Source organism: Bacteroidota bacterium (assembly GCA_037133915.1).
GTDB lineage: Bacteria > Bacteroidota > Bacteroidia > Bacteroidales > CAIWKO01 > JBAXND01.
Genome location: JBAXND010000023.1, coordinates 26131 through 45402 on the forward strand (window position 1 = coordinate 26131; position 19272 = coordinate 45402).

Here is a 19272-nt window from a genome sequence, read left to right on the forward strand (position 1 = left end):
GCTGTTGCCAACAGGCGGCAGCTTTTTTTTTACCTGCAAACAGCTTATGCACCTCCCTATGATTATCCGTTTTTTATCGCTTCTGCTGATGCTTATCCTCTCGGATTTATTAGTTTATTCAGGGTGCAGACGAACATTTTTTCATCGCGGCAGCAGCAGTCTTAGAAAGTTCAGCTTTATATACTGGGCAATCAGCTTGGCATTTGTACTATATTTTATTATCCATGCTTGCATAATAGGAATTCCGGGCAACGACTTTGTGAAATACCGCAGTTATTTCGTTGTATTTGCCATTTTTGTTTTATTGTACCTTCCTAAATTAATCAGCGCATTTTTTGTTCTTGTGGACGATTTGCTCCATATCACCATTTTTCTCCTTCTTAAAATATTTGAAAAAAATCAGCGCACAAAATTTACCATTTTTATGCGCAGATACAGATTATTAAGCTATTTCGGCATATTGACCGGTGTCGTATTCTTTTTTTTCACACTATATGGAATAACCAAAGGCACGACAAATTTCAGGGTAAAAGAGGTAAGCATTACGTACAGCAATCTGCCGGCTGCATTCGACGGATTCAGAATTGCCCAAATTTCAGATGTTCATTTAGGGAGTTTCTATTATCAGCAAAGTGTTGAAAAAGGAATATCCCTTTTGAATGAACAAAAACCCGATGTGATATTAATGACGGGCGACATGGTAAATGTCGTGTCTGATGAAGCCAGCCACTATGTGGATTTGTTTAAAAATCTCAAGCCTGCTTACGGAAAATATGCCGTTTTGGGAAATCACGATATGGGCGACTACATGAAATGGGATACACTGGAAGGTCAGCATTCACGGACCGATGCCGTGGCAACTATTGAAACTGCAATGGGATTCACCGTACTTCGCAACGCCCATGCCGTATTGCATAAAAACAGTGATTCAATTGTACTTGCTGGAGTTGATAACTGGGGTCTTCCTCCTTTTAAAAAATACGGTAACCTAAATCAGGCGTTAACGGGTATCAGTCCGAATGCCTTTACAATATTGCTTTCGCATGATCCATCACACTGGGACGCAGAGGTGGTTTCAAAAACGAAGGTAGCGCTGACTTTATCAGGCCATACGCATGCATTTCAGATTGGTTTTGATTATGGCAATATTCGCTGGAGCCCGATTTTCCTGAAGTACAAAGAATATCTGGGTCTGTATGAATCGGGGATGCAGTATTTGTATGTAAATCCGGGCTTTGGCTTCATTGGATTTGCCGGTCGTATTGGTGTACCACCTGAAGTCACAATCATTACGTTAAGAAAAAAATCTTAGAGATTATTGGTCTTACGGTATTCATTCCACGATGGAATATTACTATCTTTACCCATATAAATAATACTCGCGATGACTCTTGTGTATATACTGATAAGTGTAGCAGCCGGATTTTCGATTGGTGGAGCTGTGATTTATATTATCAGCAGAAAAAATATCGAATTACTGAAAAAGGAAAAAGAAAATCTGGATACTGAAAGCCGTTCAGCACTGGCAGAAATGGACAAGCAAAAAAGTATCGCGCAGGATCGCCTGGGGCAGTTGGAAAAAACATCGTCGGAACAAGAAATGCAATTGGCTGCCGAACGTGAAAAGAATTCAGTGCTGAACGCATCGCTGTCGCGGATTGAAGCGGAAAAGGCTTCCCTCAACGAAAAAATTATGCTTCAAAAATCGGAAATGGAAGATGTGCAGAAAAAGCTCATTACTGAATTTGAAAATCTTGCCAATAAAATTCTGAAACAAAATACCCTTGAATTTACCGCGTCGAACCAGAAAAATATTGATGAGTTGCTTAAACCTTTGAAGGAAAAGCTGGGAACATTTGAAAAGATGGTATCAGACACCTATGAAAAAGGATTGAAGGACCAAACCGATTTAAAGGCAGAGTTGAAAAAACTGTATGAACTGAACAACCGTATCAGCGAAGAAGCACATAACCTAACGCGGGCATTGAAAGGCGATGTGAAGAAACAGGGAAACTGGGGCGAGATGGTGCTTGAGCGCGTTCTGGAGCGTTCGGGGTTGAGCCGGGGTCGCGAGTATGAAATGCAGGTAAGCACGACCAATGCGGAAGGCAGCCGCATACAACCCGATGTGGTAGTATTTCTTCCCGACAAAAAACATCTGATTGTTGACTCAAAAGTTTCGCTCGTTGCTTATGAAAAATATGTGAATGCCATAACCGATGAAGACCGGGCGCAGTTTATGAAAGAGCATTTACTCTCCATTAAAACGCACATACGCGGACTTTCCGAGAAGCACTACCACACGTCTCCCGATTTAAATACACCTGATTTTGTTCTGCTGTTTGTAGCTATTGAATCATCATTCAGCATGGCCATTCAGGCCGATCAGGAATTATTTAACTACGCATGGGATAATAAAGTGGTTATGGTCAGCCCTTCAACACTGCTTGCCACGCTGCGAACCATAGAATCAATGTGGAAACAGGAATACCACGCACGAAATGCTCAGGAAATTGCACGCAGAAGCGGCGAAATGCTCGATAAATTTGTAGGTTTTGTTGAAGATATGGAAAAGGTGGGAAAAGGAATTGACGGCGCCAGAGATACCTGGTCGAATGCGCTCAGCAAGCTTAGCACCGGTCGAGGTAATCTTATAAGCAAGGCAACATTTTTAAAAGAACTGGGCGTAACTACCAAAAAAAACCTGCCTGAAAAATTCAAGCTGGCTGATGACGAACAAAATGAGCATGAAGAAAATTGATTTGCATTTTTTATGCGCCACAACGCTTCTGGCCATTATGCTGATATCATGCAACAGCAAGGCGCCTTACCGTAGCCTTACCAAATCAATTACCTACAATCACCAATCGAGTTTTTCTGCCCCGATTACCGGCGTTTATCACATCAATGACAGCTGCAGCAGGATATTTTTCACAATAAATACGGGCTCGCTATTATACATCAAAAAAACTTCCGGCACCACATTCGCGGCACATTACAGAGCACATTATGAGCTGCATCCTTTTGATGAACCGAATAACCTTCAGGACAGCGGAACCTTTGAATATTCTGACACTTTATTCTTCAATAAAACTGCAGATATTTTAGACAGTTTCGATATTGGCGGCTTACGTAGCAAGAAATACACGCTTAATCTTACAATTACCGACCTGAATAAAAAAAGCGAAATTGAAACCGGCATTGTATTATTGCGTGATGATCCGCATAGCCGTCAAAATTTCTGTATTCGATCGGCAACCGGAGCTTTAATTAACCAAGAGGTTCTGCAACCCGGGCAAGATATTTCCGTTACAACAAATAATAAAAATCTGTTTCGATTGTGTGTCCGCTATTACCGAAGTGATTATCCGATTGCTCTTCCACCATTTTTAGAAAACAGGGAGCTTGCTTATAGCCTGAAACCTGATTCAGCATTTTTAATTGATTTGGAAAACGGAACAAGCACATTACTTCGATTAAAAAGTAACAGTATTTATCATTTCCAATCCGATACAACTCAGAAAGAAGGACTGACGCTGTTTACTTTCTACGAAGGTTTTCCGAAGGTAACTACGGCTGAACAGATGCTGGCGCCTGTGCGGTACATCTCAACCAAAAATGAGTTTAACGACCTTAAAATGATGAAGAATGCTAAGCATGCGGTTGACGAATTCTGGCTTGACAAGGCAGGAACCGTAGAACGGGCAAAGGAAATGATTGTCCGCTATTATAACAGAGTTCAGGATGCAAACAAATATTTCACATCCTATCTTGAAGGGTGGAAATCGGACCGTGGCATGATTTATATAGTGTTCGGACCACCGCAGGCTTTGTATAAATCGGCAACACAAGAAACCTGGGTTTACGGTGAAGACAGGAACATACTTTCTACTACCTTTACATTTAACAAAGTAAACAACCAGTTTTCAGATAATGATTATAGTCTGGAGCGATCGGCAGAATATAAAGACACATGGTATACTGCTGTTGAAACGTGGAGGAAATAAAAAGATTAATTTGAAAATTAGGCAATTTGAGAATTTACAAATGTCACAAAGAATAAATTGAAAATTTGAAAAATTGTTGATGAAAACTTTCATCACTGGAGGCACTTCAGGCACATTTAAGTTTATAGTTCAAAAATAAGAAATAATGATAACAGGAATTGTTTGCGGAGCATTGGCATTGCTGGTAATAATTGCGGTGCTGTATTTCAATAAATTTACGAAATTCAGAAACAATATAAAAAGCGCGTGGAGTGATATCGACGTTCAGCTGAAACGGCGCTTCGACCTGGTTCCGAATTTAGTGGAGGTTGTAAAAGGATATGCAACCCATGAAAAAACGCTGTTCGAAAACATAAGCAGTACAAGGTCAATGGCACTTGCGCCCGGCAACATCAATGAATCAGCACAAGCAAATACGCTGTTGACGGGTCAATTGCGCAATCTGTTCGCTGTTGTGGAGAATTACCCGAACTTGCTGGCAAATGAAAACTTCATTAAACTACAAGAAAATCTGGTAGAAATTGAAGACACGCTGCAGATGGCCCGACGGTACTACAATGCCGTAGTGCGCGATAATAATACGGCTGTGCAATCCTTTCCAGGACTTGTATTTGCAGGTATTTACGGTTTTAAAACTGCTGAATTCTTCGAGACAGAACCTTTGGAAAAAGAAGTAATCAGGGTAAAATTGAATTAAACAAATTCAGAAAAAAATATGAAAAGAATCATCATAGTATTTCTGTTACTGTTGAGCCGCGCCGTAATTTCATCGGCCGAAACCTTTGATATCAGGAATTATGATGTAAATATAGCCATCAATACCAATGGATCTTTTGATGTTACAGAATCAATACTTGTGAATTTTAACGAAGCAAGCCGAGGCATTATAAGAGATATCCCGAGCCATTACAAACAAAATGAAACGGGAGCATTCGACAATGCCCAGAGCACGAATAATTCAGGATACTACGATATTGTTGTGCGCAATATCAGCGTGGATGACAATGAATTCACTGTTACTGAAGAAAACGGAATCACCAGTATAAAAACAGGATCAGAAAATAAAAAAATCAGCGGCGAAAAACTTTACACGATACATTATACGGTTTGGGGCGCTATCAACGAGTTCAGCGACCATAACGAGTTCTATTGGAATATTATTGGACCTGACTGGGGCTGTAAAATTAACAAAGCATCATTCAGCATCGCATGTGCAAAAAGCATAAAACTCAGTGCAGACGATGTTATTGGGTTCACCGGAAAAGCCGGTTCCACCTGCAAGGCCTTGCAATTAACCGCCTCCTCTAACATAGTTTCAGGTCAAAGCAATGCATCCCTGCTTCCATTTCACGGAATAACAGTAGCTGTGCGCTTGCCAAAAAAATATTTCACCACAACAGAAATCCCGCTTGAAGCGTATGCGCATAATTTCATCATACGAAAATGCACTTCGGTAATGCGTGTTCAACCGGATGCATCACTCAATGTTGAAGAACGATATGAAGTCGAATTTACGCGTCCCTGCAACAGTTTTACACGAAAGTTTAAGCGTCCGGATGAATATGAAATACTTCCGCAGGACTATCAAGACGTTGTTCTCACAAATATTACCGCATCGGAATCATCAATAAACAGAACAAAAACAACATTTTCCTCATCCGGGTTCGGACGAAACAAATACATCACTATAAAAAAGAGTGAGGGCAGCTTCAATGGGAAGCTTGAGTTTACAATTAGCTATAAAGCATGGGGCGCTTTCCGCTTCAACAGCGGCGTAGCACAACTCCAATGGGACATTTTTCCGGGAACCATGAATGAACCGTGTACACAATTAAATTTTGAACTGAATGCCGATTCCTACATGAAGGTTCATAAAGAAATTATTAATTTCTACAGCAACGCCACACAACCTGTTTTCATTGCGATTCAAAAGAACAAAGGCACCAATACTTATTCAGGAACCTATCCATCGGCTATAATAAACAATAGCAGCATCACGCTCAAAGCGGCTTTTAAGGAATCAGCCTTCACCGAATCCACTATTCCTTATGATATTTTTGCACGAAACTTTGTGATACGAAATTTCAGTACAGATCTTACCGTTGAACCAAACGGTGTCGTTAAAATGCAGCACATTTATACGGTTAAATTTACTGATCCGGAAAATGAAACCAACGTATTCAGTACACAGGTTCGTTCTGTGTTTCCTCATGATCTTAAAAACTATACAGGCATCAATTACTCGCTTCCACGCTGGAGTATGATGGGCAATATTTACAAGGCAATTTTAATGGACGACCACGCTTCAGGCAATAATGTCAGCATTTTGCCCGACTGGAACAAGTTTTCAAAAAGCGTTATCTGGCGACCGGCTCCTTCACTCCTTCCCGACTCGGTTTTCAGTAATGAATATCGGATATTTTCAATTTTGCAAAGCTTCGGCTCCAATTACATTATTAATTTTCCACTTACTGGGCTGTTCGATGAACCAATTGCTGCAGGCCGGATCGCTGTTCATTTGCCAAAAGTGAAAGGACTCGAGCCTGTTTCGTGTGAAGCCTGCATACAAGGTACTGATTTGATTTGCGAATCGATACCATTAATCATTAATGGAAATGAAATACACGGACAACTCACTCACGGTCTCAAATCAGGGCAAACTATTGTTCTTAAACTTACATTTCCAAAAGCATTTCTAACGAAAAACAGTTTCTTTCTTTATTTACAATTACTCTTCAAAAACAATTTCTTCCTGCTGTTGCCGTTGCTTTTCTTTTTCATACTCTACATAATATGGTATTACACCGGCAGAGACAGAAAAAATAATTTGATTGTTCAGTACCGCCCGCCCGCCGATATTACACCTGCCGAAGCAGGATTCCTGTGGGATAACAAACTCCATCGTCGCGATCTGGTTGCACTTATCTATTATTGGGCGGGAAACGGCTATCTAACAATTAGAGAAATTGCAACAGGAATCGGTAAGGAAAACGATTACGAACTCTCCCGATTGCGCGACCTTCCCGAAAGCGCCCGGAGTTTCGAACACACTATTTTCTCTGCATTGTTTCATAACCGAACAAGCGTTCTGATTTCAAATCTTAAAAATAATTTTTATTGTCACATGATTAAAGCTAACAGAGAGCTTGATGAATATGGCAGGTATAAAAAATTCTATGTTCCCGGTACGCGTGGGTTCAGCCTTGCTTTGAGAATCACAGCCTGGGCAGAATTCGCAACAGGGCTTTTCGTTTTGCTCAATGCCGACAATAACTTCGCTCAGATATTTTTCTGTTTCATTTCCCTATTTGTGATGCTGCTTGTATTTGGCAATATCATGCCCAAACGCGGACACTTCGGCGCTGAAAAGTACACACAGCTCAAGGGATTCAGAGAGTTTATCGAAAAATCAGAAGTATCAAGACTCAAAGAACTGCTCAGTGAAAACCCCGCCTACTTTGATGAAACCGTGGCCTATGCAATTGTTCTGGGGCTTGGAAAGCAATGGGCAGCAAAATTTAAACCGCTGATAACATCGCCTCCAACATGGTATAGCGGGCAACACCCTCACTTTGATACAGGCATCTTTGTAAATGCTGTCATTCTCAGCATGCACAGCCTCGATCACAGCCTGAATTACCATTATGCGCAATCATCGAGATACGGTTATTCCGGGCAAAGCGGCTTGAGCAGTCACTCTTCTTTTAGCGGCAGTGCCTTTGGTGGTGGAGGTTATACAGGAGGTGGTTTCGGTGGTGGTGGTGGCAGAAGCTGGTAAATAACTACCTTTGCCCTCATGAGAAAAATCGAAAAAGTTATTCTGGAAGATATTGAGATATTTGATGCAGGCGCTGAAGGTGTTGCCGTGGGACGTTATGGTGAAAAAATTGTATTCGTTAAAAACGCCGTTCCCGGCGATGTTGTTGATGTGCTCGTTACGCGCAAAAAAAAATCATTTATTGAAGGAAAAATGCATGCCCTGAAAAAGGCATCGACAATGCGCGAAGTGCCATTCTGCTCACATTTCGGATTGTGCGGGGGTTGCAAGTGGCAAAATCTGAAGTACGAACATCAGCTATTTTTTAAGCAAAAACAAGTGACCGACAGCATTCAGCGTATCGGCAAATTTGAAGTCGGTGAAATGCTGCCAATACTTGGTTCAGAACGCACCACATTTTATCGCAACAAACTGGAATATACCTTTTCACGTGGACGGTGGCTCACAGACGAAGACATGAAAACGCCCACGGAAGACCGCAACATGAATGCTCTTGGCTTTCACCTGCCGCAGCATTTCGACCGCGTTCTGGATATTGATTTCTGTTATCTGCAGGATGAACCTTCGAATAAATTACGGAACAGCCTGCGCGAATATTCCATTAAAAAAGGCTTGGCGTTTTATGATGCCAGACAGCAGCAAGGCTTTTTGCGCAATCTGGTAATACGCACCGGTCTAAGCGGCGAAGTGATGATAATTGCCGTTTTTGGATTTGAAGACGAAGAAGAACGCGTACAATTTCTCGACTATATTGTGGCAAACTTTCCTGAAATCACCTCTCTTTTTTACATCATCAACACCAAAAGAAACGACACCATCAGCGACCAGCTCGCGATTCTGTATCATGGCTCTCCTGTAATGACAGAGACTATGGAAGACCTTGCATTCCGCATTGGTCCGCTTTCGTTCTTCCAGACAAACCCGACACAGGCTTATCAGCTATATAAAATCGTTCGTGAATTTGCTCAGGCCGGGCCTGAGGATGTTATTTATGACCTTTATACAGGCACGGGAACCATCGCGAATTTTGTTGCACGGCAGGCCAACAAAGTCGTAGGCATTGAATACATTGAATCAGCAATTACAGATGCAAAAGAAAATGCTGCGGCTAATAATATCACAAATGCGCTGTTCATTGCCGGCGATATCGCCAAAACGCTGAACGAAACTTTTGTGAATGAATATGGCAGTCCCGATATTATCATTACCGACCCGCCGCGTGCAGGAATGCACAAAGATGTGGTGGATCAGATAATCAGAATACGACCGCGTCGTGTTGTTTACGTAAGTTGCAATCCAGCAACACAGGCACGCGATGTTGCTCTGATGCAGGATTTTTATACGATTGAAAAAGTGCAACCGGTGGATATGTTTCCCCATACGCAACACGTTGAAAATGTAATGCTGCTTATTGCGAAATAGAAAAACCTAATTTCATTTCGGCAATATCAAGCACTTCAGAGAATTTCAGAATTTTAACTTCTTTAGTAGTATCCAGTAGGTCCTGCGCAAAATCAAGCAAGGTATGCGACTTCTGCAAACGCAGATATTTCGGATCAAGCCTGTATGAGCCTAAGCGCAACCTGTCCAGCGCATCCGCATCTTTTAAGAGGATGCATTCTTTATACCACACATTGTCAGCCGGAACTTCGTTTTTTTGAGAATGAGCAGCCACAGCTTGCGCAATACCGACAATTTCTTCCTTCCTGATTCCGTGCCGCACAAACATTTCTTCATACAACGGAAGCTTCTCGGAAGCCGCACGTGGTCCATGCTTCAAACAGATTCCATCATGCCGGCGCGATAAATCATGAATATAAGCAGCACAAAAAGATAGTATTGCGGTACGTCCTAATTGTTCCAGTTTTCCCAAAACTAAAACGTGACACATAACTCGGTATGTATGCATAACGCCGTGCAAGCGGCTTGCATGATCAAAATCTGAATTCGACAGGTTAAAATCAGGTGAACGAAAATCCATTGCTTCTATTTATTACAATGTAAAATTATGAAAACATGACCAGTAAATGAAAGAAAATAATCGCCTCATAGACCACACAAAAAGAAATGCCAAATTCTGAATTATAAATGGTATTTTTGAATAAAATATTTTTTATGGACACGTCAGGAAAGACAACAGCAGTGCCTGTAGTACTGTTATACAATATTGATGAAAGTTGGGACGAAGTAGATAAAAACGAAGTGCTGACCAGTGGTGATGTTATCAGTGACGGACTTCGCGCACAGGGTCATGAAGTTATTGTAGTACAGGTTCGCGACCTTGGTTTTGTGGACGCATTAGAGAACATTGACACTGCAACGCATGTTGTAATGAATCTCTGCGAAGACATCCCCGGAATGCCGCACAGCGAAGGTGTTGCAGCGCAGATTCTCGAAGATATGGGATTCACTTATACCGGCTCAGTCCCTGAAGTATTAGATCTTTCGGGCGATAAAGAAGCTGTTAAAGAATTCCTTATTCCACGTGGTATCCCCACTCCTGCCTACCAAGTATTTGAAAGTGATGATATCGGCGATTGGAACAGCTATCCATGTATCGTTAAGCCATCCAACGAACATTGCAGTATGGGCATCAGCTCAAAATCGGTTGCTGCAAATGCAGAAGAATTAAAAGCAGCCATTCGCGCTTCTATTGAAAGCCTTCATCAGCCGGCACTTGTAGAGGAATTTATTGACGGTCGGGAATTTCACGTTACTGTTTGGGGGAATGAAAAGCCCGAAATGCTGCCACCTGCAGAGATGGATTTTTCTGCATTCAGCGATTTTCATGACCGCCTGTGTACCTACGAAGCCAAGCATAAACCCGGTTCCGAGCACTATACAAAAATTGAAACATTGCTTCCGGCACCTCTCGATGATACCCTGTATAAAGAACTTGAACGCGTAGTTACAGAAACATATACAGCTTTCGGCTGTCGCGATTATGCACGCCTCGACCTGCGTTTGCGGGGAACAGAATTTCATGTCCTTGACATCAACCCGAATGCCGACCTTAGCCACGAAGCAAGTATGGCCGCCGCTGCAGAAATTGCAGGTTACGATTATGGAATCTTTTGCAGCAGCATTGTAATGATGGCAGCAGCGCGGCATCCGCAATATGGCAGTTAAAAGCTAATCGTGCGGCACAGGCTTCTGCTCCAGTTTTTCCCAGGGGCCTAAATCATATTTGCTGATGAGCTGTCTGTAATGATTAATATTTGCTCGCAGCTTCGCAATATGCCTGTTGTAGCTGATCATCGATATTAAAAACGAGAGGCCCATATCAATCACAACTTTCTTCCCGCGTATCAGTGAAATGATATATCGAAAGAGCTGTCGTTTATCAGCATCTGTGGTAAAAATATATTCCTTCAGTAGCCAAAAAACCAGTTTAGCCTTAAACCCGAACGACGGTGAGCCATCATTGTACGCTTTCTGAAAACTGCCATTGCCAAACAATACAACAGCCTTTTCGTGAAGTGATTTATAGCTGTACATCTTTTCCAGCGTTGCAATATAATTGTCGAACAGCTCGGTTTGCGACATTTTATTATAGTGCATACACGGAAATAACCCACTGATCATTTCAGGGTCTATATCGTAAATGCGTCCTTCCTTTTTCAAACGGTAATACAGTTCAGTTCCCGGAGGTGCGCCCAGTATATTAAAGTTAATGTAAGTCAGTCCTGTTTCCTGTGTAAAACGATAAATACGATCAAATTCATCAACAGTATCGTTATCAAACCCGATTACAAAAGAAGCCGTGATGTGAAGACCTGCAGCATGTATTTTCTGAATTGCATCGCGATACACGGATGCCGATTTATTCTGGTCTTTATGTGTTTCATTGAGACTTTCAACATTCAGTGATTCAAATCCGATAAGAATATTGAAACATCCTGCCTCAGCCATTTCCTTTAACAGCTCCGTATCATTGGCAATTTCGATGCTGCTCATGCACCCCCACGAAATCTTCAGGGGTTTAAGCCTTGCCATCAATTCCCGAGCGTAACGCTTATTAACGGTAAGATTATCGTCGACAAATAATAACTTTTTAACAGGCAATGATTCTATTTCGGCGATCACATTATCGATTTCGCGATATCTCATTTTGCGTCCGAAAAGCTGGGTAACCAAACAAAACTCGCAGTTGTACGGGCATCCGCGAGACACCTGCACGCCAACCTGGAAAAAATTCTTTTTATCAATCAGCTCCCAACGGGGCGGTTTAATTTTATCAAAGCGGATGTATTCATCCGTGCGATAAATAGCGTGCATGCTGCCATTTTCAAAATCAGCAAGGCATTTCTCCCAGAGACCTTCAGCTTCACCAACAATAATACTGTCAGCATGAAGCAGCGCTTCTTCTGTTTTAAATGAAACATAAGGACCGCCAAGTACAACTTTCACTCCAATGGAACGATAGTGATCAGCAAGGGCGTATGAACGGTTTATAGTCGATGCCAATGAAGAAATACCGACAATATCAGGTCGCACGGCAGGTAGCTTCTGGTAATCTTCATCAATAATGCGAATATCATAATTATCGGGGGTGAGCGATGCCACCATCGGAATCGATAACGGAATCATAAACTTTTTAACACCCAGCAATTTGCTGAGTTCCGTTTGCCCGTAATAATTCACGTACTTCTGCTTCGGATTGATAAGATACAGCAGGTACTTTTTAGGTCGAATATTTTCTTTATCGCTCAACATAATATTTTTTTCAGCCGGTTCTGCGCTCTTGCTCAGTCATTTCAGCCCAGGGACCTTTATCATATTTATCAATGATACCAAGGTATTCGGCCATATTATTTCGAATACTTTTTATGTGCCGGTTATAACTCATCATCGACAGCAAATAGCTGAATCCTTTGTCTTTCGCCAGTTTATTCTGTGCCATTAACTGTATGGTGCGCCACAGGGCTCTGCGTTTATACTTATTTAAAGTAAACAACAATTCACCAAATAAAATACGTATAAATCTGAAGCGTATTCCCACGCTCAGCTGTTCGCCACCATAAGGTCTCAAAAATTTCCCATTGCCAAACAGCAACGGAATTTTTTCCGAAACCACCTTCCATGAATAGGCAGCTTCAGCCGTATCGATATACTTCATGAATAAATCTTTTTGAGAAACATTCATGTAATGAATACACGGAAAAAGTCCACTGCGGTAATCGGCCGGAATGTTGAACCATCGACCTTCTTCCTCAAGCCGGTAGAAAAGTTCAGAGCCCGGAGGAGCCCCAAGCAGGTTCATGTTCAGGTACGAAAGTCCTGTTGCTGTAGTAAATTCAAGAATATTGTCAAATTCATCCAGCGTATCATTGTCAAAACCTACAGCAAAAGAGGCCGTGATATGAATGCCGGCTTCATGAATTTTTCGAACCGCTTCGTTATAGCCGGTTGCCGAATGGTTATGCTTTTTATGAGTCTCGGCAAGGCTTTCAGGGTTAAGTGACTCAAAACCTATCAGTATATTGAAACAGCCAGCACGAGCCATCAAATCAAGCAATTCACGGTCATCGGCAATCTCTATACTTGCCATGCATGCCCATGAAAAGTCAAGCGGAATAATGCGCTCGCAGAGTTCGCGTATGTATTTCTTATTCACCGTAAAATTATCATCGATAAAAAAAACGCGACGTAAGGGCAATGATTCCAGCTCTTTCATAACATCGTCGAGTTCGCGGTAACGCATTTTATGCCCAAACATTTTTGTAACCACACAGAACTCGCATTTATAAGGACAACCGCGCGAAACCTGAACTCCAAGCTGAAAAATATTATGTGTATCAACCAAATCCCAGCGCGGAGCCGGCGACGTTTTATAGCTGCAGTACTCAGAATTACGATACAACGGTTTTAGTTCACCGCTTTCAAAATCAGCAAGACATTGCTGCCATATACCTTCGGCTTCGCCTGAAATCACGGAGGTTGCGTGTTGCAATGCTTCATCCGGAAGAAATGACACGTACGGTCCGCCAACCACCACCGGCACTCCCTTTGAACGATAGAAATCACAAATTTCGTAGGTACGACGGGCGGTAGATGCAAGTGTAGTTATACCGACAATATCGGGAAGGTCACCGTCAGGAATTGATTCCATTTCCTCATCAACAATACTGATATCAAAATGAGACGGTGTAAGTGCCGCTATTAGCGGAAGTGAGAGTGGTATCATGAATTTCTTTTTCCTGAGTATACGTGCCAACTCAGTCTGCGCGTAGAAATTCACATATTTCTGCTTCGGATTAATGAGTAATAATTTATATTTTTTATTGTCGGATTGTGCCATATTTCAACAGAAAACAATATTTCAGCACAGCAACCAAAACAGCCGCACAAGCTACAAAGTTACACATTTTCTATTTTAATTCCTGCTGATAAATGGCAGAGCGTATTTAGCGGCATTCAAGCGTAAAACCTGCCTGCATGAACTTGCTGACTTCAGTTACAAAGCTTACCACAAGATTGCCGGGAATAAGTGCTTCTTCTCTAAGAATTTTATCGAGACAAATAAACACCATGGGAGGTCCCACGTAACCCATCGTTGACATTGGTGAATAAAGCATCTCCTTGTCAATTCCAAGCTCAGCACATTCGTCAATGATAAGTTCAGAAATGTGCTTCGAAGGAAAATTCACCTGGAAATATTTTATTTTTGAAGGATCAACATGATACCGATTTATCAGTCTTTTCAGGCCTTTTATAAATACGGAGCCGTCCTCATCATGAAAATGCACCCGTAATTGTTCGTTGAACATTTGTGCCAAATGATGATGTCCGCCATTATATTCGTCGACCGGATTCATATAATATGCAGGTCTGGAATTCAGCATGGCCGCCGGTTTCAGACCGCCAACAGATTCAATCATCACGTTTTCGATGAACAGCCCGTGCTCATGCTCCTCGGCAGCACGCAACACAAGTGCTCCTGCGCCATCGCATAAAAAATAACGCAAGAAAAGTTCTTCTTTACGCAGCAGTTTTTGATTATAATACTCAGCTCTCAATTCTGAAGAAGAAATACCGGATGACACTACCAGCGCCGTTTTATATCGACCCGTGCGAACAAATTCATAAGCGACCAACAGCGCTTTGTATGCCGAGGTACAGTTGGCATGAATAGAGATTTCTCCGCATTGCTCAATTTGCAATGCTTCCTGTATCCGCACTGTTGCAGTAGGCATCTGGTCCTGATGCGCACTTCCGTATGCAATGAATTCAATTTCAGAAGCCTTCATATTAGCGGCTTCCAGCGCTTTGCGTGCCGCCTTTACACTCATGGTAATATTATCCTCGGTAAAGGCGCGTGTTTCAGGATCAATGGCATAATGATAATACTCAATATCGAGCATCTCCTTCATCAGCGGTTTGATGCGGGTAAACCATTTCTGAACGGAGGCAGGCGCTTCGGTGATTTCACCCAGATACAGGTCTGCATCGTTAAAAGGTACCGGTTTCCCGGGAAGGAAAGAACCGGAACCTGCAATCATAACAGGTACAATATCAAGATGCGCCATCAGGAAAATATTTTTTCAGATACCGTGGTTTCAGTTTTTTTTCATATCCTTCAGCAATTTCAGCAGCAAATTTTAAGGATGCGCTTACCAATTCCTTCTTTGGGAAAATTCTATCTGCAATGCCCCACGCAACAGCATCGGCAGGCGAAAAGTTTGCACCAGTAAGTATCAATTCCATCGCCTTTGCCTTCCCGCATAATGGAGGTAAGGTCTGTGAAGCACCGCAGCCCGGCATCAGGTTAAATGTGGCTTCGGGAAGTCCTAACAGAGCACCTTCTCCACAAAAACGAAAATGGGCAAATAGTGCCAACTCAAGTGCGGAACCCAGGCAAACACCCTTTATGGCAGCAATAACAGGAATTTTTAGTTGTTCAAAAAATGAGAATGAGCGATTGTTCTGAACCAAAAAATCAGGCAGTCCATTTCCAGGCTGAGTACGGGTAATCACGTCTTCAAGCGTGGCGTCAAGCAAATTGGCAATATCAGCGCCGGACGAAAAATGCCGCCCGCTTCCGGTAATCACAATTGCCTTCACACCCGAATTCTTAATATGTGCAGTAAGTTCACTAAGCTCAGTAAAAAACAAACGATTCATAGCATTCGATGGTGGCCGGCATAACTGCAACAGACCAATGCCATCGCAATCTTCCCATTTAACAGTATTGAATTCTATCGCCATCGTATGTTTCTTTTCAATTAATTACAAGCATCGCTGCCGCAAATTCTTTTGAATGCGAGAGTGAAAACTGAACCGTATCAATGCAGCCAATATCATAATTATCAGCCTTCACAGGAAATACTTTTAACATTGGTTTTCCATTGGTATCATTGATTATTTCAATCTTCGTAAACAGACCGGTCCATCCGGCATGCTCATTCAGCATTGATTTCAGAATATATCGTGCCGCCAGACTGCCTGCATTCACCGGCAACTTAAATGTGCTTCGCTCCCATTCCGTAAAATATTCATCCAGCCTGTTTTCAGCAAAGCTAATAAAATCGGATATTTTGATGCGTCTTGAAAACATCCGCATAGAAAAACTATTTTATTGGATTCTTAACAATGCGTGATGCCTCGTCAACGGCAAGCTCACAAAACAATTGAGTTTCGGCGGCCAGTGCATCTGAATATGACATTTGGCGCGCATTATGAATCGCTCTCATTATCGAAGTAATAACTTTCTTTGGTTTATCTTCAGTCATCTTTCGCATAAGTTCAAATGCTGCAACCAAAGAATCACCGGATTCCACCGCATAAACAATTCCTAACGATAAAGCTTTTTCAGCATTGATGGTATCACCGCCAAGCATCATGATTATACTTTCGCTGATTCCCGCAGTAAACGGCAAACGCACCGTCCCGCCGAGACCCGGCATTAAATTATGATTTACTTCAGGAAACGCGAACAGCGAACGTTCCGAACACAACCGAATATGGCATGAAAGTGCAATTTCAAGTCCTCCGCCAAAGCAGGCGCCATTGATAGCTGCAATAACAGGAATATCAAGATTTTCAATTAATGCGAGCAATTCACGACCGCGCTTCATTTCTTCTTCAAGAAAATTAAAATCGGCCGCTTTCCGCAGCAAACCTTCTAACTCAGCACCTGCCGAAAAATGGCGACCAACTCCGGCAATAATGAGTCCGGTTATTGATTCATCAGTCAAAAAATCGGATAGTGTTTGCTTATCAATAAATTCAGGTTGCACTAAAAAATTCAGCGGAGGATTATCCAGTCGCAAGACAGCCGTATTTTTGTGCTTTTCAAGACTTGCCATTATTCCTTCTCCGGTTTATCTGCCGTTGATGCCTGACCGAACATTTCATAAAATTCTTTCGGAATACTTTCTGCAACGCGATTTCCATCAATAAGCAATGATTTTACCTCAGCAGTAGTTAGTTTAATACCGGTTTCTTCAGTAAAAATTTTATGTTTAAAAATGATATACGGCTCTTTAGCTTCAACAGTAGTTTTCACAACCAGCTTATCAAATACTTTTGATTCCTGAGAATAACGAACATGAGCCTCCGTGACAACAAGCAACAGCCCGCGTTTTTTAAATTCATCAAGCAAACCAACGTCTTTCAGCATTTCCCAACGCGCTTGCTCCATATAATTCATGTACACGGCATTGTTCACATGATTATACGAATCAAGCTCATAGCCACGTACTGTAAGTTTATATTCAAAAACCATTTGATAAACGTGAAAGGTTATAAACCGAAATATTGCTACTTATTAAGCAAAAAATTGCATCATATCTCCATCAAATTTCAGGAGAGTAACGCCTCAACGTCTTTACCGGTGATAGTTTCCCATCGTGGGTTCAAAAATTTTTCGCCATCAAAAGTAAAACGCACGAGCGAAAACGATTCATTCAGAAAAGTAAGCTTCGATTTGGTATCAGGTGCGTGCACAATAAAATGCAGCCGTTCGCATTTTAGATCAAAATCTTTGCACACGGCAGCGGCCAGTTGCGAGCACCATTGTGTTACAGAAGTTCCGGGATTTTCGGCATACAGCTCGGTTGCAAACACAATATCGCGGTCTTCTTTTCTGACAATCTTTAATCCACAACGGGAAGGAACATCCCATTGTCCCTTGTATTCATATACCTGGTCAAAGTACTTCGAATTAAACTCTATATTGAAGTTCTTGATCATAAAACAAATTATTTTTTAGTTCCTCTGTTAAGTTGTCTTCCAAAACTGTTTTGCGAAAGCTCTTCCCTGATGGGAGTATATGTCCCATCGGCAATTTCTTTCATGATAACCTGACGGAACAATTTAAACATTTTTTCCGATTGGGTTTCATCTTTGTAAAACGTATCCCAGGCATACTGGTACATATTCTGCAATGCGTCAGGAGTCATTTGCTTTGGCTGAAACACCACTTTACCCGCGTTGTAATCATTCCAGTTATGGTTGAAAATTCTGTTCTGACGCAACAGATCATCATACGCTTTTGTATGCGGGAAGGGCGTTAAAACCGTAAATTCAGCGAGATCAAGATTAATCTCAAGCAAGAAATCAATCAGTCTTTTTATATCGTCTTCAGTATGATCATCGGTTCCGAGCAAAATGGTTCCTTCAACCGCAATACCATGGTCGTGATAACGCTTTACGCGGTCACGTATGTAATCGGATGTATCAAATACTGCTTGATAAACAAACCATGCACCTGCCTGTGCCGCAAGATCAAGAACTTTGTCATCATCTTCGATAGGATGTGAGCACCATTTCTTTTTAAAAGGAATCATTTCCTTGAAAAGGTCAAGTTCCCACTGTTTATCCTGAGCAAGTGAGTTATCGACAATAAAAAGCCGGTTGTTTTCAATAGTTGCCAATTCTTCAACTACGCGGTCAATTGGACGGGGTCGGAATTGTTTGCCGCCAAGATAGGCGACGGCACAAGGATAACAGTTGTATTTGCATCCGCGTGAAGCGTGAAACAAATCAACCATGCGCACACCTTTGTGATAATACAATTCTTTTTTAAGAATGCTGCGTCTGGCAGGACCAATAGCGTTGATGTCTGGCATCTGCGTAAGAAAATTGTATACTTTCTGAAGCTTGCCATTTCTGAAATCATTGAATACAGTCTCCATACGACCTTCGGCTTCACCCAAAAAAATAGAGTCGGCATGTTCCATCGTTTCTTCGGCATGAAGCATGGTTGCGATACCGCCAAAGATTACCTTTTTGCCTCTGCGTCTGAATTCGTCAGCAATTTCCCAACCTCTTTTTGCCTGGCTTGTAAGCATCATGCTTATCCCAACAAGGTCACATTCATCATCATAAGAGAAAGTGTCAACATTTTCATCGGAAAATTCTACTTCAACATAAGAAGGAAGTGCAGCAGCCATCACTACAGGTCCGTGAGGAGGCAGGTTAAATATAGTTTGTCCCGCGAGTTTTTCCCAGGTGGGATAAATTAGCTTAAACTTCATATTATGA

General features: G+C 41.9%; 17 protein-coding genes. 7 read left to right on the top strand and 10 right to left on the bottom strand.

The features are described from left to right. Window positions 1–424: 424 nt before the first annotated feature. The 6 genes from WCM76_09425 (at window position 425) to rlmD (ending at window position 9207) form a co-directional block, all read left to right on the top strand. Entirely contained in the window at window positions 425–1312 is an 888-nt protein-coding gene (locus tag WCM76_09425) for a metallophosphoesterase (protein ID MEI6765849.1), read from the top strand. A 72-nt stretch (window positions 1313–1384) separates the two neighbouring features. Beyond that, window positions 1385–2761 carry a DNA recombination protein RmuC gene (rmuC, locus tag WCM76_09430; protein ID MEI6765850.1) on the top strand — a complete coding sequence of 459 codons (1377 nt, stop codon included), beginning with the start codon at window positions 1385–1387 and terminating at the stop codon, window positions 2759–2761. Continuing rightward, on the top strand, window positions 2748–4007 hold the full coding sequence (locus WCM76_09435; GenBank protein MEI6765851.1) for a GWxTD domain-containing protein: 1260 nt from the start codon (window positions 2748–2750) through the stop codon (window positions 4005–4007). Before rmuC ends, WCM76_09435 begins: the two co-directional genes overlap by 14 nt. A gap of 145 nt (window positions 4008–4152) precedes the next feature. Further along, window positions 4153–4704: a LemA family protein gene (locus tag WCM76_09440; protein ID MEI6765852.1), complete on the top strand. Its 552-nt coding sequence runs from the start codon at window positions 4153–4155 to the stop codon at window positions 4702–4704. An 18-nt stretch (window positions 4705–4722) separates the two neighbouring features. Beyond that, the gene (locus tag WCM76_09445) at window positions 4723–7785 is read left to right on the top strand and encodes a DUF2207 domain-containing protein (protein ID MEI6765853.1); all 3063 of its coding nucleotides are present in this window, start codon (window positions 4723–4725) and stop codon (window positions 7783–7785) included. Window positions 7786–7803: 18 nt separating this feature from the next. Further along, window positions 7804–9207 carry a 23S rRNA (uracil(1939)-C(5))-methyltransferase RlmD gene (gene rlmD, locus WCM76_09450; GenBank protein MEI6765854.1) on the top strand — a complete coding sequence of 468 codons (1404 nt, stop codon included), beginning with the start codon at window positions 7804–7806 and terminating at the stop codon, window positions 9205–9207. Here the strand turns inward: rlmD and WCM76_09455 are convergent. Beyond that, on the bottom strand, window positions 9194–9766 hold the full coding sequence (locus tag WCM76_09455) for an HD domain-containing protein (GenBank protein MEI6765855.1): 573 nt from the start codon (window positions 9764–9766) through the stop codon (window positions 9194–9196). The genes rlmD and WCM76_09455 overlap by 14 nt on opposite strands. A 134-nt stretch (window positions 9767–9900) precedes the next feature. Here WCM76_09455 and WCM76_09460 point away from each other — a divergent pair, with 134 nt between their 5' ends. Beyond that, on the top strand, window positions 9901–10914 hold the full coding sequence (locus tag WCM76_09460; protein ID MEI6765856.1) for an ATP-grasp domain-containing protein: 1014 nt from the start codon (window positions 9901–9903) through the stop codon (window positions 10912–10914). Between the two features lie 3 nt (window positions 10915–10917). On the opposite strand, the gene WCM76_09465 is transcribed toward WCM76_09460, so the two are convergent. The 9 genes from WCM76_09465 to WCM76_09505 all read right to left on the bottom strand — a co-directional run bounded on the left by WCM76_09465 (window position 10918) and on the right by WCM76_09505 (window position 19265). Further along, the gene (locus tag WCM76_09465; GenBank protein MEI6765857.1) at window positions 10918–12498 is read right to left on the bottom strand and encodes a radical SAM protein; all 1581 of its coding nucleotides are present in this window, start codon (window positions 12496–12498) and stop codon (window positions 10918–10920) included. 13 nt (window positions 12499–12511) lie between these two features. Beyond that, window positions 12512–14086, bottom strand: a complete 1575-nt coding sequence (locus WCM76_09470) for a radical SAM protein (protein MEI6765858.1) — start codon at window positions 14084–14086, stop codon at window positions 12512–12514. A 106-nt stretch (window positions 14087–14192) separates the two neighbouring features. Next, window positions 14193–15314, bottom strand: coding sequence for a 3-oxoacyl-ACP synthase (locus WCM76_09475; protein MEI6765859.1), 1122 nt, complete (start codon window positions 15312–15314; stop codon window positions 14193–14195). Further along, window positions 15301–15993 carry an enoyl-CoA hydratase/isomerase family protein gene (locus WCM76_09480; GenBank protein ID MEI6765860.1) on the bottom strand — a complete coding sequence of 231 codons (693 nt, stop codon included), beginning with the start codon at window positions 15991–15993 and terminating at the stop codon, window positions 15301–15303. Before WCM76_09480 ends, WCM76_09475 begins: the two co-directional genes overlap by 14 nt. A gap of 13 nt (window positions 15994–16006) precedes the next feature. Continuing rightward, window positions 16007–16348 (bottom strand): hypothetical protein, encoded by a 342-nt coding sequence (locus tag WCM76_09485; GenBank protein MEI6765861.1) that lies wholly within the window; start codon window positions 16346–16348, stop codon window positions 16007–16009. A 7-nt stretch (window positions 16349–16355) separates the two neighbouring features. Further along, entirely contained in the window at window positions 16356–17093 is a 738-nt protein-coding gene (locus tag WCM76_09490; protein ID MEI6765862.1) for an enoyl-CoA hydratase/isomerase family protein, read from the bottom strand. After that, window positions 17093–17512 carry an acyl-CoA thioesterase gene (locus WCM76_09495; GenBank protein ID MEI6765863.1) on the bottom strand — a complete coding sequence of 140 codons (420 nt, stop codon included), beginning with the start codon at window positions 17510–17512 and terminating at the stop codon, window positions 17093–17095. The genes WCM76_09490 and WCM76_09495 overlap by 1 nt, the downstream gene beginning before the upstream one ends. A 77-nt stretch (window positions 17513–17589) precedes the next feature. Then, window positions 17590–17979, bottom strand: coding sequence for a hypothetical protein (locus WCM76_09500; GenBank protein MEI6765864.1), 390 nt, complete (start codon window positions 17977–17979; stop codon window positions 17590–17592). 8 nt (window positions 17980–17987) lie between these two features. Next, entirely contained in the window at window positions 17988–19265 is a 1278-nt protein-coding gene (locus WCM76_09505; protein MEI6765865.1) for a radical SAM protein, read from the bottom strand. Window positions 19266–19272 lie beyond the last annotated feature (7 nt).

Excerpts from the sequence above, each read along its gene's own strand:
- WCM76_09505 (MEI6765865.1), bottom strand. The coding sequence starts at position 19,265 with ATGAAGTTTAAGCTAATTTATCCCACCTGGGAAAAACTCGCGGGACAA.
- rmuC (MEI6765850.1), top strand. The coding sequence starts at position 1,385 with ATGACTCTTGTGTATATACTGATAAGTGTAGCAGCCGGATTTTCGATT.
- WCM76_09500 (MEI6765864.1), bottom strand. The coding sequence starts at position 17,979 with ATGATCAAGAACTTCAATATAGAGTTTAATTCGAAGTACTTTGACCAG.
- WCM76_09490 (MEI6765862.1), bottom strand. The coding sequence starts at position 17,093 with ATGGCAAGTCTTGAAAAGCACAAAAATACGGCTGTCTTGCGACTGGAT.
- WCM76_09485 (MEI6765861.1), bottom strand. The coding sequence starts at position 16,348 with ATGCGGATGTTTTCAAGACGCATCAAAATATCCGATTTTATTAGCTTT.
- WCM76_09425 (MEI6765849.1), top strand. The coding sequence starts at position 425 with ATGCGCAGATACAGATTATTAAGCTATTTCGGCATATTGACCGGTGTC.
- WCM76_09470 (MEI6765858.1), bottom strand. The coding sequence starts at position 14,086 with ATGGCACAATCCGACAATAAAAAATATAAATTATTACTCATTAATCCG.
- WCM76_09445 (MEI6765853.1), top strand. The coding sequence starts at position 4,723 with ATGAAAAGAATCATCATAGTATTTCTGTTACTGTTGAGCCGCGCCGTA.
- WCM76_09440 (MEI6765852.1), top strand. The coding sequence starts at position 4,153 with ATGATAACAGGAATTGTTTGCGGAGCATTGGCATTGCTGGTAATAATT.
- WCM76_09480 (MEI6765860.1), bottom strand. The coding sequence starts at position 15,993 with ATGGCGATAGAATTCAATACTGTTAAATGGGAAGATTGCGATGGCATT.
- WCM76_09460 (MEI6765856.1), top strand. The coding sequence starts at position 9,901 with ATGGACACGTCAGGAAAGACAACAGCAGTGCCTGTAGTACTGTTATAC.
- WCM76_09495 (MEI6765863.1), bottom strand. The coding sequence starts at position 17,512 with ATGGTTTTTGAATATAAACTTACAGTACGTGGCTATGAGCTTGATTCG.
- rlmD (MEI6765854.1), top strand. The coding sequence starts at position 7,804 with ATGAGAAAAATCGAAAAAGTTATTCTGGAAGATATTGAGATATTTGAT.
- WCM76_09435 (MEI6765851.1), top strand. The coding sequence starts at position 2,748 with ATGAAGAAAATTGATTTGCATTTTTTATGCGCCACAACGCTTCTGGCC.
- WCM76_09455 (MEI6765855.1), bottom strand. The coding sequence starts at position 9,766 with ATGGATTTTCGTTCACCTGATTTTAACCTGTCGAATTCAGATTTTGAT.
- WCM76_09475 (MEI6765859.1), bottom strand. The coding sequence starts at position 15,314 with ATGGCGCATCTTGATATTGTACCTGTTATGATTGCAGGTTCCGGTTCT.